This is a genomic window from Christiangramia echinicola DSM 19838, from assembly GCF_000423065.1.
GTDB lineage: Bacteria > Bacteroidota > Bacteroidia > Flavobacteriales > Flavobacteriaceae > Christiangramia > Christiangramia echinicola.
This window is the reverse complement of sequence record NZ_AUHG01000010.1, coordinates 263,044-278,415: the sequence shown is the minus strand read 5'-3', so window position 1 is coordinate 278,415 and position 15,372 is coordinate 263,044. Positions and strand designations below refer to the sequence as shown.

Genomic DNA, 15,372 nt, shown 5'->3' with positions numbered 1-15,372 from the left:
TTATGAATAGATCTGGCAATTCTTTAGCTGAAAATCAGGGAAAAGGAATGCATATTTTAGTGATCCGTTTCTCTGCAATGGGAGATATAGCTATGATCGTTCCTGTTTTAAGTGTACTGGTAAAGAAATATCCCCAGCTTACAATTACGGTTCTTACACGTCATTTTTACGCGCCACTTTTTAGCCATATCCCGAATGTTAGAATATATGAGGCAGATCTTGAGGGAGTTCATGACGGAGTTCTTGGGCTTGGTACACTTGCCCGTGAGTTGAGGGAAGAGGAAATAGATGCGGTTGCAGATCTTCATGATGTATTAAGAACAAACGTTTTAAAATCTCTTTTCTTTTTCTACGGAATACTTTTTAAACAGATTAATAAAGGAAGGCCTCAAAAAAAGGCGTTGACCAGGGAAAATAATAAGGAATTCAAACAGCTAAAATCTACCCATCAGCGTTATGCAGATGTTTTTGAAGAGTTGGGATTTCCAATAGATCTTTCTGATTATACCCCCCCTCCCAGAAGGGAATTGTTGCCTAAGGTTTATGAAGTAATGGGTAAACAGTCCCAGAAATGGCTTGGTTTAGCGCCATTTGCGCAACATGATTCCAAGTGCTATCCTAAAGATCTTATGGAAGAGGTATTAGCTGAACTTTCTTCCAGAGGCAATATCAAGATTATCATGTTTGGTGGTGGAGATGCTGAAAAGGAGCAATTAGAAGAATGGGAAAACAAATTCAGTAATTGTATTAGTGTAGTAGGTAAACTAAGATTCTCTGAAGAATTGAGCTTAATATCCAATCTTGATGCGATGTTGTCTATGGATAGTGGTAATGCTCATCTAGCTGCTATATTCGGAATTCCGGTAATTAGTATCTGGGGGGTAACGCATCCATTTGCAGGATTCAGGGCTTTTAATCAGCCTATGGAGAATTGTATTTTACCCGATCTGGAGAAATATCCCAAGATCCCGACTTCGGTATATGGAAATAAAGTTCCGGAGGGCTACGAAGATGTTATGCGCAGCATTCCTCCGGAAAAAGTTGTTCAAAATGTACTGGAGAATCTTTAAGACTTAAACGTCGTCAAAATCTACTTTCAGAGTAGGAGTAGTTGGGTGAGCCTGGCAGGTAAGCACAAAACCTTCTTCGATCTCTTCGTCTGTAAGGATCTGGTTCTTGCTCATTTCAGCCTTACCTTCAGTAATTCTAGCCATACAGCTGCTGCAAATACCACCCTGACAGGAGTAAGGTACATCAATATCATTTTCCAAAGCAATATCAAGCACTACCGCTTTTCTATCCATTGAGAAAGTATAGTCCTCATCATCTACGGTAATAGTAACAGCAGTTGCACCATCAGTATCGCCCTGTATCTCTTTTTCTTCCTCGGTAGTAGTGAAAAGCTCGAATAGGATATTTTCCTTCTGAACTCCGTTTGTAGTTAAAACTTCAGAAACATGGTTTATCATTGATTCGGGTCCACATAAATAGAACTTATCAAAAGGATGGTCCTTGAACTTATTCTTAACTATATAATTCACCGTGCTGGTTTCAATACGCCCAAAATGAGCATTGTCTTCACGGGTCCTGCTATAAATGAATTCCACAAATAACCTGTGAGGGAATTCAGCCTGAAGTTCCAGAAGCTCTTTGAAGAAAATTGTGTCATCTACAGATTTATTCCCATAGGTAAGCACAAATTTACTGTGAGGCTCATCTCTAAGTACTGTTTTTATGATCGAAAGTACCGGGGTAATTCCACTTCCTGCAGCAAAAGCAGCATAATTTTTTATTTCTGAACCAGGTTCAAATAAAAATTTACCTTCAGGTGGATGTACATCCAGAACATCACCGGCCACAAGTTTATTATTTGCAATTACAGAGAACCGGCCCCCTTCAACCTCCTTAACCGTTACCTTGAATTCATCTGAATTAGGAGCGGAACAAAGAGAATATGCTCTTCTCAATTCTTCACCGTCTGCTTCGGTCTTAATAGTAATATATTGCCCTGCAGAAAAACTAAATTCCTCTTTTAGATTTTCAGGGATCTCAAAAGATAAACTTACCGCCTGGGAAGTTTCGCGAATTATTTCCTTTATTTTTAGCGGATAGAACTTACTCATTATTTTTTATTTGTGCGCAAAAATACAAAGTATGGTGGTTTTAGAAATGTAACAAAAGTTTAAATTTCAATACCAATTAATTAAATACAGTATTTATGTTCAAAAAATTTGCCTGGCTGGAGTGGAAATCCTTTCTGAGATCTGCCAGTTTTGGAAAAAGTTTAGGCCTTAAGATTCTAATGGTATTTCTGGCTTTATACTTTTCAGCCATGTTTCTTTTCTTTGGGGTAGCTCTTTTTCCGCTTCTTAAAGAATTATTTCCAGGGCAGGATCCATTAGTGATCGTGAACAAATTCGCCCTGGTATATTTCACATTCGAATTAATCTTCAGGTTTGTTCTTCAAAGCTTGCCGGTAATGGATATAAAACCTTTAATGGTCTTACCTTTTAAAAAAACCAAGGTTGTAAATTTTGTACTCGTAAAGTCATTATTTTCCTTTTATAACTTTCTGCCCTTATTATTGATCATTCCTTTCGGATTATTCTGTATTCTGAAAGAAGGTTATAGTACCTCTGGAATGATTGGCTGGATGGTGGCTATGTATGCTACCACCTTATGTATGAATTTCTTCAATTTTATAATTAAGAAGCGATTCACAGAGAATCTGAAAGCTTTGATACCTATTGTAGCTGCAGGAGTTATAATAGCATTACTGGATTATCTGGACTTATTTGATCTTACCGGCTACTTTGGACAGTTGCTTAATTACCTTGTTTTGAATCCTTACCTGGCCGTTGTTCCATTAGTCTTGTTGGTTATACTTTACTTTTGGAACCATCAGAATCTCAAGGGGAAATTTTATCTGGATGCAGATCTTAAAGGTAAGAGTAAAGCTGCAAACACCAGGGAGTTTGGTTGGACCAAAAGGTTTGGCAGCATCGCGCCTTTTCTGCAGCAGGATCTAAAACTTATCTGGAGAAATAAAAGACCTAAAACTACTATATACCTCTCGTTTATTTTCCTGGCTTATGGACTAATTTTCTATCCTAATGATACATATCAGGATATGCCGGCATTTTTTGTTTTCGTGGGAATATTTATAACGGGCATTTTCATGATCAACTTCGGGCAGTTTATACCTTCCTGGGATGCATCTTATTATTCCATGATCATGGCTCAGAATATCCCAATGCGACAATATCTGGCTTCAAAAATGGGACTTATTACTGTTAGTGTGGTAATTCTTGCCATTCTATCTACCCCTTATGTTTATTTTGGCTGGAATATTTTATTGCTGAACCTGGCTTGCGCGCTGTACAATATGGGGGTAAATATCCCTCTATTACTATATTCCGGATCATTTAATAAAAAAAGGATAGACCTGGATAAAAGTCCGTTTATGAACTATCAGGGGACCGGTGCTTCACAATGGCTGGTAGGTTTACCATTAGTATTGATCCCGATTTTCTTTTTCTGGATCTTGAATAAATTTATTAGTTACGAGGTAGCTGTTGGTTTTCTGGCTGGGCTAGGAGTAATAGGCTTAATATTAAGGCCTGCTTTACTTACCTATCTTGCTCAAAGATATCGCAAAAGGAAATATGTAATGCTACAAGGATTTAAACAAAAAGGAGACTAAAAAAATTAAAATGATCACAGCAACAAATCTTTCAAAAGTATACAATGGCACTAAGGTGCTGGATATAGAACACCTGGATATTCCTTCAGGGCAAAATTTTGGTTTAGTAGGAAATAACGGAGCGGGAAAAACGACATTTTTCAGCCTATTGTTAGACCTTATTCAACCTACCACGGGGAATATTTTTAATAAAGATATTACCGTTAGTGAAAGCGAAGACTGGAAACCTTTTACAAATTCTTTCATCGATGAGAGTTTTTTGATAGGTTATCTTACCCCAGAAGAGTATTTCTATTTTATTGGTGAATTAAGGAACCGGAATAAAGCAGATATCGATTCCTTTCTTATGCAATTCGAAGATCTTTTTAACGGTGAAATTATTGGCCGAAAGAAATATCTGAGAGACCTTTCTAAAGGCAATCAGAAAAAAGTGGGAATTGTGGCAGCGCTAATAGGAAATCCTGAAGTTGTTATTCTGGATGAACCTTTTGCAAATCTTGATCCTACCACCCAGATAAGACTGAAGAAATTACTGAAGGATCTTTCTCAAACTACAGGAACCACGGTTCTTATTTCCAGCCATGATCTAATACATGTGACTGAAGTCTGTGAACGTATCGTAGTTCTGGATAAAGGAGTGATTGTTCGTGATCTTGAGACTTCTGAGGCTACTTTGAATGAACTTGAGACCTACTTTTCAGCAGAGATTGCCGAAAGCTAGGGGATCCATCTTATTGGACTTTAGAAAAAGAAGTTTACTTTTACATACTAAACTAGCTGTATCAAAGTTATTCATGATACCACAAAAGGTTCATTTTGAATACGTTTACTCGTTATACCCTTTTTCTGTTGCTTTCGGCGGCAATTTTTAGCTGTTCCAGAAAGAAAGACACGTTTATTAACCGGAATTATCATGCGATAACTTCTGAATATAACACCCTGTATAACGGTCAGTTGGCTTTTGAGCAGGGGAGGGAAGAGATCAATCAGAACTACGCCGATAACTACTGGGATATTTTACCAATTGAACGACTGGATGTAGATGATAAGATCCTGCTTCCAGACAGTATTCGAAATCAGAATTTCGGAATAGCAGAGGAGAAGGCTGTAAAAGCCATCCAGAAACATTCCATGCAGATTAGTGGTAAAGAACGAAATCCACAAATGGATGAGGCCTATATGCTACTGGGTAAATCACGGTATTTTGACCAGCGTTTTATTCCGGCTCTCGATGCCTTCAACTATATTCTTTACAGGTATCCAGCAAGTGATAATATTAATCATGCCCGTATCTGGCGGGAAAAGACCAATGTTAGTATAGGGAATGAAAAGTTGGCTATTAAAAACTTAAAAAAGATCCTTGATTCAGACAGGTTAAAAGAACAGGATCTGGCAGATGCAAGTGCCAGTCTTGCCCAGGCTTATATAAACCTTAATCAGATAGATTCGGCTGTAGCCCCATTATATAACGCGGCAGATTTTACTGATATCAATGCTGAAAAGGGTCGGTATTTCTATATTCTGGGACAACTACATAACCGTTTAGGTGAAACTTCAACGGCAAATGCTGCTTTCGATGAGGTGATAGATCTTCATAGAAAGTCACCAAGGATTTACTATGTGAACGCATATGTCCAGAAGGCGAGAAACTTTGATTTCAACTCAGGTAACAATCAGTATTTGCTTGATCTGTTAACAGAATTGGAGCAGGATAGAGAAAACAGGCCTTATCTGGATAAGATTTATTTTCAGCTAGGAGAATATTACAACAGACTGGATTCTACAGATCTTGCTTTAGAATATTACAATAAATCGCTGAGGTCACCATCCAGCGATATTTTTCTAAAGTCTGTAAATTATGAGATCCTTGCTAATATCAATTTTGACCGTGCACGCTACCAGGATGCCGGGAAATATTATGATAGCACGCTTACATATATGTCTCCAAATTTGCTGGAATACAGAACTATCAAAAAGAAAAGGACCAATCTGGATGATGTGATCAAATATGAGCAGATTGCAGAGGAAACCGATAGTATCCTGAGATTGGCCGGGTTGCCTGACGAGGAACGTTTAGCATATTTCACTACCTATACAGATGATCTAAGAGCGAAAGCTTTAAAAGATATTGAAGAAGGACAATTGCCGGTATATACCGCCAGTATTGGGTCCCAGAATAACTTCCCATCTGCTGGAGCACCACCTGCGGGACAGGGGAATACATTTTATTTTTATAATCCTTTAAGAATTTCGAGAGGAGCACAGGAATTTCTAAGAGTTTGGGGAAGTAGGGAATTAAAAGATAACTGGAGATGGGGATCAAATGCATTAAATCAAAGCTCGGTTAATGCACAGGAAACTTTGATGGATATCAACCTTGACAACGATCCTCTTTATGACCCTATGACTTATGTGGAACAGATTCCGGGTGAACAATCTGTTCTTGATAGCCTGGCAACTCAAAGGAACCTGGCTTATTTTCAATTAGGGGTAATTTACAACGAGAATTATAAGGAATATGACCTTGCTGCCGAGAGACTGGAGTTTCTTCTGGAAAACGATCCCCAGGAGCGCTTGATCCTTCCGGCAAAATATAATTTATATAATATTTATGCTGCGCAAGGAAGAATTCAGGATCAGGAAGCGATTAAGAATGATATACTTCAGAATTATTCAGATTCACGATATGCAGCATTTATAATAAATCCTGAAAGTATTCAAAGAGATGAGAATAGTCCTGAAGTATTATATAATGCACTTTATAAAAAATATGAAGTCCAGGATTATCAGGAAGTGATCGATAAATCTAATGAGTATGTTTCCAGATTTACAGGAGATCCTATAGTGCCGAAATTTGAATTGTTAAAGGCTCGTGCTGCTGCAAGACTGATGGGGGTAGATGCGTATGAACAGGCATTGAATTATGTAGCTTTTACCTATCCTCAGACTTCTGAAGGCAAAAAAGCACAGGATATTATAAATACCAGTATTCCGGAATTGAAGGCTTTAGAATTTACTAAAGACAGTTTACAATCTAATTTCAAGCTTGTCTACCCAGTAGAAAATCCTGTTGATGGGGAAGCAGAGGAATTAAAGGAAACTATTGAAAAGGCTTTGTCAGAATTAAATTACAACAAACAAACAGTTTCTATCGATGTTTATGATGTTGAGCAAACTTTTGTTGTTGTTCATGGGTTATCGAATAAATCCCGATCTCTGGGCTTTCAGGAGTTATTAAAGAAAAATAAAAAATATAAAATAGACAGGGAAGCTTTTGTCATGTCGGCAGAAAATTATAGAATTGTACAAATTAAGAAAACTTTAAGAAGTTTTATGGACAATTACTAAACCCTGCCAACTATGTTCTCTGAGCCCAAAAAATCAAAATCTACTTCTAATCAAAATGAGCAGAATCGTATTTCTGCCGGAACCATAATCAAAGGTGAAATTTCGGGAAAAGGTTGTTTTAGAATAGAAGGTACGCTTGATGGAAGCCTTAAAACTACAGGTAAAGTGGTTATAAGTAAAGGTGGTTTGATCACTGGAACCCTGGAATGCGAAAACGCAGATGTAGAAGGAAGTTTCAAAGGTAAACTTTTTGTGAAGGATGTTTTAGCCCTTAGAAGTCTTGCAAATATTGAAGGGGAAGTAGTAGCCGGAAAACTGTCCATAGAACCGGGAGCGGTATTTAATGCCACATGTGAAATGAATGGGGGCGTAAAACCTCTTACAAAAGAGAATGAAAAAAGATCAGCGTAACAAATATATTGGCTTCGTTAATATTGCCTTTCAAATGGGTATAATTATCGCGGTTGGAGTATTTGCAGGTATCTGGTTAGATGGGAAATTCCCGAATAAATATTCAGTTTATACAATCTCACTATCACTTTTAGGTGTATTTATTGCTCTTTACCAGGTTTACAGGGCGGTTAAAGACCTTAATGAAGAAGAATAAATGCAAGCAAAACTTATTTCCTTTTTAAAGACATTTATACCGTTTTCTATTCTTTTATTTTCAATTCAATTTGCACTGCTCAATTATTTTTTTGAGATAGAGCTTTACTATTCTACCATAGCGATCTATAGCTTTCATGTACTGGCTACATTTTTAATTTTCCTTTTTCTTACGTTCGTACATAAAACTTTTAGTGATAAAACCGGATTCGCTTTTATGGCCTGTAGTCTTTTGAAGATGCTTGCGGCCGTTCTCTTTTTATTACCTATGATGCTGAATGATGTAGCGAATCCATTTATAGATATGATCACTTTTTTTATCCCATATTTCTTATTTCTTATTTTCGAAACTATTTACGCGGTAAGGCTTATCAATACTAAATAACTAACTGTAATTCAGTAAAATCGTTAAAATTCCCGAAACTGCTAAAAAATTATACTGTGTACTTTCAGATAAAAATTAAAAGTATACCTTTGCACGGAAATTTAGAGCCCATAATTTTTAAGTAGAACAGGTACTATGACAGCACATAAATCTTTAGTGATTAGGGTGTACTTTACATTGGCTTTGGCCATTCTTCCTTTATTTACATTTGCACAGGAGCATAATGAAGAGCAAACCTCTGTTGAGGAAGCTAGTGAAGAGTTTAATGCAACCGAGATGATCATGCACCACATTGGTGATTCTCACGAGTGGCATTTCTTTGGAGCTGATGAAAGCTCTGTTACCCTTCCGTTACCTGTAATTCTTTATACAGACAATGGGTTGGTGACGTTCATGTCCAGCGAATTTCATCACGATGCCACTGGTAATACGGTAGTAGAAAAAGATGGGATGCGCTTTGTGAATCTTCATGAGGATATATATAGGTTAAATGCGGGAGCAGAGGCTGTTGAGTTTGATGCAGAGCATCACCCGGTAAACGCTTCTAAGCCCTGGGATCTTTCTATCACTAAAAATGTTGCTGCAATGTTTTTAACGGTGATTTTAATGATTCTTTTCTTCTCTGTAGGATTGGCAAGACACCATAAAAAGAATGAGCACGCTCCTAAAGGATTTAATAATGTTCTGGAGACTTTGGTTCTTTTTGTAAGGGATGAGATCGCAATTCCTCAGATAGGTCAGAAAAAATATATGAAATTCATGCCTTTCCTGTTAACTGTGTTCTTCTTTATCTGGATCACAAATTTAATGGGGCTTTTACCTGGGGCAGCTAACGTAACAGGAAATATAGCAGTTACCGTTTCATTAGGTCTTTTCACGATGTTGATCATGATCTTCAACGGAAATAAGGATTTTTATAAGCATACCTTCTGGATGCCAGGGATTCCTACCTGGGTAAAACCAATTCTTGCGATTGTTGAGGGATTAGGATTGCTTATTAAGCCTGCAGCGCTTATGATTCGTTTGTTTGCGAACATTACTGCGGGGCACATTATCATCCTGAGTTTAATTGGATTGATATTTATACTAGAAAATGCAGGTATCGCTGGAGTTTCGGTTCCCTTTGCCTTATTTATAACAGTACTGGAATTGTTAGTAGCATTCCTTCAAGCGTTTATTTTTACGATTCTGTCGGCCCTGTTTATCGGGATGGCAGTTGAGGAACATGAACATCATTAATTTTAATTTTTAAATTTTTCTATTATGGAATTATTGTATGTAGGTCTTGCAGCTTTAGGAGCTGGACTAGCGGTTCTTGGAGCCGGAGTAGGTGTTGGTAAAATTGGTGGTTCTGCCATGGATGCTATCGCACGTCAGCCAGAAGCTTCTGGAAAAATCCAGACAGCTATGATTATCGCTGCTGCACTTGTAGAAGGTGTTGCTCTTTTTGGAGTAGTTGCCTCTTTACTAGGTGTATTAAGATAATTAATTTCAAAGAGTCCCTTTCGCAACGGTTGGTTGCGAAAAGGACTTCTTTAAATGATGTTTTTAACTATTATTATTTAAAACTATGGATTTAATAACTCCCGAAATTGGCTTGTTCTTCTGGCAAACCATCGTTTTCTTAGTATTACTTTTCCTTATGGCGAAATTCGCCTGGAAACCTATTCTTAGCTCTGTTAAGAATAGAGAGCAGTCTATTAACGATGCTTTAGCTTCAGCGGAAAATGCTCGTAAGGAAATGCAGAATCTTCAATCAGACAATGAACAACTTCTAAAAGAAGCTCGTGCTGAAAGAGATGCTATCCTTAGAGAAGCCCGTGAGTTAAAAGAAAAAGTGATTGCAGATGCTTCAGATGAAGCTAAAGTAAAAGCTGATAAGATTGTTGCAGATGCAAAAAGAAGTATTGAGCTTGAAAAGCAATCTGCAATGGCCGAGTTGAAAAACCATGTGGCTGAACTTTCAGTAGAGATCGCTGAGAAAATTGTTCGTAAAGAACTTTCAGGAAAAAATGAACAACACCAAATGATCGAGAAGATGATTGGTGATGCTAAGCTAAACTAAGTTATGAGAGGAACCAGAGCCGCACAACGTTATGCAAAGGCGATCCTTTCTTTAGCAAAGGATAAGAATTCGGCGGAAGCTGTAAATGAGGATATGATCTCAATTTCCAAAACTGTTAAGAACAGTAGGGATCTTGAAAATATGCTTACCAGTCCTGTAGTAAAAAATAGTATTAAGAAAAGCGCCCTACTTGAAATTTTCAAGGGTCTTAATGCAGTTACCAAAGGTGCTATAGATATTCTGCTGGAAAATGGAAGAATTAATATTCTTCATACCGTTGCCAGCCAGTATATCATTTTATTTAATGAAATGAATAATGTACGGCAGGCGGTTGTTACCACTGCAGTACCTTTAGATAAAGAACTTGAAGCTGTAATTCTCGCCAAGGTGAAAGAATTAACAGGTTCAGAAGCCAGCCTAAAAAGTATCATTGATGAAAGTATCATTGGTGGTTTTGTGTTAAGAGTCGGGGATCTGCAATATGATGCGAGCATTTCACGTAACTTGACCAGGCTAAAAAGAGAATTAAAAGACAACACATACGTTTCAAAAATTTAATTAAAACCGGTACGCCTTTGGCGTCCCATTTTATCTTGAATAATTATGGCAGAAGTAAATCCTGCTGAAGTATCAGCAATATTAAAACAACAATTATCAGGTTTTGAATCCAAGGCCTCTCTAGACGAAGTAGGTACCGTTCTAACTGTAGGTGACGGTATTGCGAACATTTATGGATTGGCTAATGCCCAGTATGGGGAATTAGTGCAATTTGAAAGTGGTCTGGAAGGGATCGTTCTTAACCTTGAAGAAGATAATGTTGGGGTAGTACTTTTAGGTCCTGCAAAAGAGATCAAAGAGGGTTCTACAGTTAAAAGAACTCAGCGAATTGCTTCCATTAATGTAGGTGAAGGTATTGTTGGCCGTGTGGTTGATACACTTGGAGCTCCTATTGATGGTAAAGGTGCAATTGAAGGTGAGACATATGAAATGCCACTTGAACGTAAAGCTCCCGGGGTAATTTATCGTCAACCTGTAACTGAACCTTTACAGACAGGTATTAAATCTATCGATGCGATGGTACCGGTAGGAAGAGGACAGCGTGAGCTTGTGATTGGTGACCGTCAAACAGGTAAGACTGTGGTTGCTATTGATACCATCCTTAACCAGAAAGAATTTTACGATGCCGGTGAACCGGTATACTGTATATATGTTGCTATTGGTCAAAAAGCTTCAACTGTTGCTGCTATTGCAAAGACTCTTGAAGATAAAGGAGCTTTAGCTTATACTACTATTGTTGCTGCAAATGCATCAGATCCTGCTCCTATGCAGGTGTATGCTCCATTTGCCGGTGCTGCGATTGGTGAATACTTTAGAGATACAGGTCGTCCTGCGTTGATCGTTTATGATGATCTTTCTAAGCAGGCGGTTGCTTACCGTGAGGTTTCCCTTTTACTTCGTCGTCCACCAGGACGTGAAGCATATCCTGGGGATGTATTCTTCCTTCACTCAAGACTTCTTGAGCGTTCTGCGAAGGTGATCGCCGATGATGATATTGCAAAACAAATGAACGACCTTCCAGATAGTCTTAAAGACAAGGTAAAAGGTGGCGGATCACTTACTGCTCTTCCAATTATCGAGACTCAGGCCGGTGACGTTTCCGCATATATTCCTACCAACGTAATTTCGATTACAGATGGACAGATCTTCTTAACTTCAGATCTATTTAACTCGGGTGTACGTCCTGCAATTGATGTGGGTATTTCTGTATCTCGTGTAGGTGGTAACGCTCAGATCAAGTCTATGAAGAAGGTTGCTGGTACATTAAAGCTTGACCAGGCTCAGTATCGTGAACTAGAAGCATTTGCTAAGTTTGGATCTGATCTTGATGCGGCTACAATGAACGTGATCTCAAAAGGTAAGCGTAACGTGGAGATCCTTAAGCAGGGACAAAACGATCCTTACCCGGTAGAAAAGCAGATCGCTATCATTTATGCAGGTTCTAAGAACTTATTAAGAGATGTACCTGTAGAAAAGGTAAAAGAGTTTGAAAGAGATTATCTTGAATATCTTGATGCGAAGCACAGAGATACATTAGATACGCTTAAAGCAGGGAAATTAACTGATGAAGTGATTGACACTTTAACTCAGACTGCGAAAGAACTTTCGGCTAAATACAAGAACTAGTATTGAGTACAGAGATCTGAGGTTTAAGATCTTGGATGGTAGTATTTATAAATGAAAATAAAAAGGTATTGAGTAATTATTAAAATCTAATTACTCAATACTCAATACTAAATAAAAATGGCAAACTTAAAAGAATTACGTAGCAGGATTACTTCAGTTTCCTCAACGATGCAGATCACCAGTGCCATGAAAATGGTATCGGCTGCAAAATTGAGCAAGGCTCAGGATGCAATTACATCTATGAGACCTTATGCTGAAAAGTTAACTCAGTTGCTACAGGATTTAAGTGCTACTCTGGATGATGACTCTGGAAGCAAATTTGCTGAAGAGCGTGAGGTGAAAAAAGTTTTGATCGTGGCTATTTCCTCTAATAAAGGTTTGGCTGGTGCTTTTAACACCAATATCATCAAGAAGGTAAAAAATAAGATTCAGAACGAATATCAGGGGAAAGACGTTGAAGTTTATACTCTTGGTAAAAAAGGTAATGATATCCTTAAAAAGACTTTTGAAATTCATAAGAATAACAATGGCATTTTTGATGAACTTACCTTTGAAAACGTATCTGATATCGCTGAAGAATTAATGCAGCTATTCCTAGACGGGAAATACGACAAGATCGATATTGTTTATAACCAGTTCAAAAATGCAGCTACTCAGTATGTGATGGATGAGCAGTTTCTTCCTATCCAGAAATTCGAAAGTGAAGATAACAAGCAGTTAGATTATATATTTGAACCTTCTAAACTGGAGATCGTTAAAGATCTTATTCCTAAGTCTCTTAAGATGCAGCTTTTTAAAGGCCTTAGAGACTCTTTCGCTGCAGAACACGGTGCTCGTATGACTGCGATGCATAAAGCGACAGATAATGCTAAGGAGCTTAGAGATGATCTTAAACTTTCTTACAACAAAGCAAGACAGGCTTCTATTACCAATGAGATCCTTGAGATCGTTGGTGGTGCTGAAGCATTGAACGGATAAAACACGTCAAGCTGAACTTGTTTCAACTTCTTTGAGAACCTGGATCGAGTTCAGGATGACGTTAGGAAATAAGGCCCTCATTTATGAGGGCTTTTTTATTTGGTACAGGTTTTGTTTTCATACCTTCAAATCTTAAAATAGATCGTTATGACTAAAATTTTATTCTTTTTCGCCGCAATCTTTACACTGGCTCTATTTGCTTCCTGCGGAAGCAATAAGGATTTACAGGAACGTGCTCCGGCTCAATTCAGTGATGTTTATTATACCTATAACTCAGATGGCATAGAATTGAATATTCCTGTGGTTAGTATCCAGGATCAGCTAATAAGTCTCGATGCTGTCTACTTTCATGGAATGAAGTCTGCGCTTAAGAAAAGCGAGGAACAGGCAAATCTTTATGTAGCTAATTTCCGCATGGGAATGGGAGATACGGTAATGCATGAAGATCCTGAAGAGGAATATGGAAACACACCGCCACAATTACCAGAGGAAAGTCCATTTTCAATAGAAAAGGATGAAGCTATAATTGTTTTTACTCAGGACGATAAGATCAAATATTATAAACTAACAGGAATTGTCGAAAAGGATTAAGGCTAAAGCTTTTATAATCCTGATTTATTCAGATATTTGTATTAAACCAACCCGCTCCTGTTGAGTACCTTTAAGAAACTCTTTCAACAAACCTTCATTTATGGTTTGGCAACTGTGTTGCCGAGAATGCTTAGTTTTTTATTGATTCCATTATACACCGAAGTTTTGCCGAAAGAAGAATATGGTGAAATTTCGGTGATTTTTGCTTATTTCGTTTTATTCAACGTAGTGCTTGCTTATGGTATGGAAACTGCTTTTTTCAGGTTTTACCATAAAAAGGAAGATCGTAATGACGTTTTAAATACTTCCGGACTAAGTCTAGTGGTTACTTCGCTGGTATTTTTCGGAATTGCCTTTTTGGTAAAAGATTATATCTCACAGATTACTGGAATTGGCATCGAATATATTAGGCTTGCTATTTGGATCCTTCTACTAGACGCATTGGTGATCATACCGTTTGCCTGGTTGCGAGCTTCTGAACGCCCAATGCGCTATGCAGTAATTAAAATATTGAACGTTGCAGTAAATCTTGGACTCAATGTTTTCTTTTTACTTTATCTGGCAGATCTTTCCAAGGATTCAGCCTTTTTTGAAAGTATTTATATTCCCGATTTTGAAATAAGCTACGTCTTCATTTCGAATGTCATTGCCAGTGGGCTAACCTTGCTGTTGATGCTTCCATTTTATTTTAAAATTGAATTTAGATTTAATCCTGTTCTGTGGAAATCTATGATGAAATATGCTTTTCCGGTGCTGATTGCTGGAATTGCCTTTTCTGTAAATGAGGTTTTTGACAGGATCATGCTGGATTATTTGTTACCAGCAGATATTGCCAGGTCTGAAATCGGTGCATACGCGGCCTGTTACAAATTAGCGCTTTTTATGACACTTTTTGCTACAGCATTTAGATTAGGGATCGAACCCTTTTTCTTTAGTCATGCCGGTTCTAAGAATGCGTCTCAAACTTACGCTCAAATTACTAATTACTTCGTGGTCTTCGGTAGTATGATCCTTTTGGCTGTGATAGTATTTGTTGATTTATTGAAAGTTCTATTAATTCAGAATGACACCTACTGGGAGGCAATGGAAATTGTCCCTCTCATACTTTTAGCCAATTTATTTCTGGGTATATATCATAACCTTTCGGTTTGGTACAAGATAACTGATAGAACAAAATTTGGAGGTTATATATCTGTTGCCGGTGCTGTTCTCACCATTGTGCTGAATATACTATTGATTCCTATAATTAGTTACACTGGTTCTGCGATTGCAACTCTAGCGGCCTATGGTTTAATGATGATATTGTCATTTTATTTCGGACAGAAATATTATCCAATACCTTATGATCTCAAAAAGATAATTGGATATCTATGCCTTTCAATAATATTATCAGCCCTTTCATTTTATGTATTCCCGGGAAATTATTTAGTGGGAATACCGTTATTATTACTTTTTATCGGGATAGTCTACGTTTCCGAAAAAGATCAAATTCTCAAAATCATACAATCATAA

16 protein-coding genes are annotated in these 15,372 nt (G+C 37.6%); 15 read left to right on the top strand and 1 reads right to left on the bottom strand.

Annotated features, from left to right (window positions below; all coding sequences use genetic code 11):
* Window positions 1–2 precede the first annotated feature (2 nt).
* Window positions 3–1,070, top strand: a complete 1,068-nt coding sequence (locus G530_RS0101695; protein WP_026932879.1) for a glycosyltransferase family 9 protein — start codon at window positions 3–5, stop codon at window positions 1,068–1,070.
* A gap of 3 nt (window positions 1,071–1,073) precedes the next feature.
* Here the strand turns inward: G530_RS0101695 and G530_RS0101690 are convergent, their stop codons facing one another.
* Window positions 1,074–2,123, bottom strand: coding sequence for a ferredoxin--NADP reductase (locus G530_RS0101690; protein ID WP_026932878.1), 1,050 nt, complete (start codon window positions 2,121–2,123; stop codon window positions 1,074–1,076).
* A gap of 95 nt (window positions 2,124–2,218) precedes the next feature.
* On the opposite strand from G530_RS0101690, the gene G530_RS0101685 reads away from it, so the two are divergent.
* From G530_RS0101685 to G530_RS0101620, 14 genes are all read left to right on the top strand, one after another.
* Entirely contained in the window at window positions 2,219–3,703 is a 1,485-nt protein-coding gene (locus G530_RS0101685) for a DUF5687 family protein (protein ID WP_026932877.1), read from the top strand.
* A 10-nt stretch (window positions 3,704–3,713) separates the two neighbouring features.
* On the top strand, window positions 3,714–4,424 hold the full coding sequence (locus tag G530_RS0101680) for an ABC transporter ATP-binding protein (protein ID WP_026932876.1): 711 nt from the start codon (window positions 3,714–3,716) through the stop codon (window positions 4,422–4,424).
* Between the two features lie 95 nt (window positions 4,425–4,519).
* The gene (gene porW / locus G530_RS0101675) at window positions 4,520–7,051 is read left to right on the top strand and encodes a type IX secretion system periplasmic lipoprotein PorW/SprE (protein WP_026932875.1); all 2,532 of its coding nucleotides are present in this window, start codon (window positions 4,520–4,522) and stop codon (window positions 7,049–7,051) included.
* 12 nt (window positions 7,052–7,063) lie between these two features.
* On the top strand, window positions 7,064–7,462 hold the full coding sequence (locus G530_RS0101670) for a bactofilin family protein (protein ID WP_026932874.1): 399 nt from the start codon (window positions 7,064–7,066) through the stop codon (window positions 7,460–7,462).
* Entirely contained in the window at window positions 7,443–7,658 is a 216-nt protein-coding gene (locus G530_RS0101665) for an AtpZ/AtpI family protein (RefSeq protein WP_026932873.1), read from the top strand. Before G530_RS0101670 ends, G530_RS0101665 begins: the two co-directional genes overlap by 20 nt.
* Window positions 7,659–8,042: a hypothetical protein gene (locus G530_RS0101660; RefSeq protein WP_026932872.1), complete on the top strand. Its 384-nt coding sequence runs from the start codon at window positions 7,659–7,661 to the stop codon at window positions 8,040–8,042. It begins immediately after the preceding gene.
* 135 nt (window positions 8,043–8,177) lie between these two features.
* Entirely contained in the window at window positions 8,178–9,281 is a 1,104-nt protein-coding gene (gene atpB / locus G530_RS0101655; RefSeq protein ID WP_026932871.1) for a F0F1 ATP synthase subunit A, read from the top strand.
* A 24-nt stretch (window positions 9,282–9,305) separates the two neighbouring features.
* Entirely contained in the window at window positions 9,306–9,527 is a 222-nt protein-coding gene (atpE, locus tag G530_RS0101650; RefSeq protein ID WP_011711113.1) for an ATP synthase F0 subunit C, read from the top strand.
* Between the two features lie 85 nt (window positions 9,528–9,612).
* On the top strand, window positions 9,613–10,107 hold the full coding sequence (locus tag G530_RS0101645; protein ID WP_026932870.1) for a F0F1 ATP synthase subunit B: 495 nt from the start codon (window positions 9,613–9,615) through the stop codon (window positions 10,105–10,107).
* Between the two features lie 3 nt (window positions 10,108–10,110).
* Window positions 10,111–10,665, top strand: a complete 555-nt coding sequence (gene atpH / locus G530_RS0101640) for an ATP synthase F1 subunit delta (RefSeq protein WP_026932869.1) — start codon at window positions 10,111–10,113, stop codon at window positions 10,663–10,665.
* A gap of 45 nt (window positions 10,666–10,710) precedes the next feature.
* Window positions 10,711–12,291, top strand: a complete 1,581-nt coding sequence (atpA, locus tag G530_RS0101635) for a F0F1 ATP synthase subunit alpha (protein WP_026932868.1) — start codon at window positions 10,711–10,713, stop codon at window positions 12,289–12,291.
* A 117-nt stretch (window positions 12,292–12,408) separates the two neighbouring features.
* Entirely contained in the window at window positions 12,409–13,269 is an 861-nt protein-coding gene (gene atpG / locus G530_RS0101630) for an ATP synthase F1 subunit gamma (RefSeq protein ID WP_026932867.1), read from the top strand.
* Between the two features lie 147 nt (window positions 13,270–13,416).
* Window positions 13,417–13,860 (top strand): hypothetical protein, encoded by a 444-nt coding sequence (locus G530_RS0101625; protein WP_035715688.1) that lies wholly within the window; start codon window positions 13,417–13,419, stop codon window positions 13,858–13,860.
* 60 nt (window positions 13,861–13,920) lie between these two features.
* A complete protein-coding gene (locus tag G530_RS0101620; protein ID WP_026932865.1) occupies window positions 13,921–15,372 on the top strand; it encodes an oligosaccharide flippase family protein in 1,452 nt (483 codons plus the stop codon).

What these genes read in the sequence shown, in the direction of transcription:
- G530_RS0101695 (WP_026932879.1), top strand. Translation starts at nt 3, where the DNA reads ATGAATAGATCTGGCAATTCTTTAGCTGAAAATCAGGGAAAAGGAATG.
- G530_RS0101690 (WP_026932878.1), bottom strand. Translation starts at nt 2,123, where the DNA reads ATGAGTAAGTTCTATCCGCTAAAAATAAAGGAAATAATTCGCGAAACT.
- G530_RS0101685 (WP_026932877.1), top strand. Translation starts at nt 2,219, where the DNA reads ATGTTCAAAAAATTTGCCTGGCTGGAGTGGAAATCCTTTCTGAGATCT.
- G530_RS0101680 (WP_026932876.1), top strand. Translation starts at nt 3,714, where the DNA reads ATGATCACAGCAACAAATCTTTCAAAAGTATACAATGGCACTAAGGTG.
- G530_RS0101670 (WP_026932874.1), top strand. Translation starts at nt 7,064, where the DNA reads ATGTTCTCTGAGCCCAAAAAATCAAAATCTACTTCTAATCAAAATGAG.
- G530_RS0101665 (WP_026932873.1), top strand. Translation starts at nt 7,443, where the DNA reads ATGAAAAAAGATCAGCGTAACAAATATATTGGCTTCGTTAATATTGCC.
- G530_RS0101660 (WP_026932872.1), top strand. Translation starts at nt 7,659, where the DNA reads ATGCAAGCAAAACTTATTTCCTTTTTAAAGACATTTATACCGTTTTCT.
- atpB (WP_026932871.1), top strand. Translation starts at nt 8,178, where the DNA reads ATGACAGCACATAAATCTTTAGTGATTAGGGTGTACTTTACATTGGCT.
- atpE (WP_011711113.1), top strand. Translation starts at nt 9,306, where the DNA reads ATGGAATTATTGTATGTAGGTCTTGCAGCTTTAGGAGCTGGACTAGCG.
- G530_RS0101645 (WP_026932870.1), top strand. Translation starts at nt 9,613, where the DNA reads ATGGATTTAATAACTCCCGAAATTGGCTTGTTCTTCTGGCAAACCATC.
- atpH (WP_026932869.1), top strand. Translation starts at nt 10,111, where the DNA reads ATGAGAGGAACCAGAGCCGCACAACGTTATGCAAAGGCGATCCTTTCT.
- atpA (WP_026932868.1), top strand. Translation starts at nt 10,711, where the DNA reads ATGGCAGAAGTAAATCCTGCTGAAGTATCAGCAATATTAAAACAACAA.
- atpG (WP_026932867.1), top strand. Translation starts at nt 12,409, where the DNA reads ATGGCAAACTTAAAAGAATTACGTAGCAGGATTACTTCAGTTTCCTCA.
- G530_RS0101625 (WP_035715688.1), top strand. Translation starts at nt 13,417, where the DNA reads ATGACTAAAATTTTATTCTTTTTCGCCGCAATCTTTACACTGGCTCTA.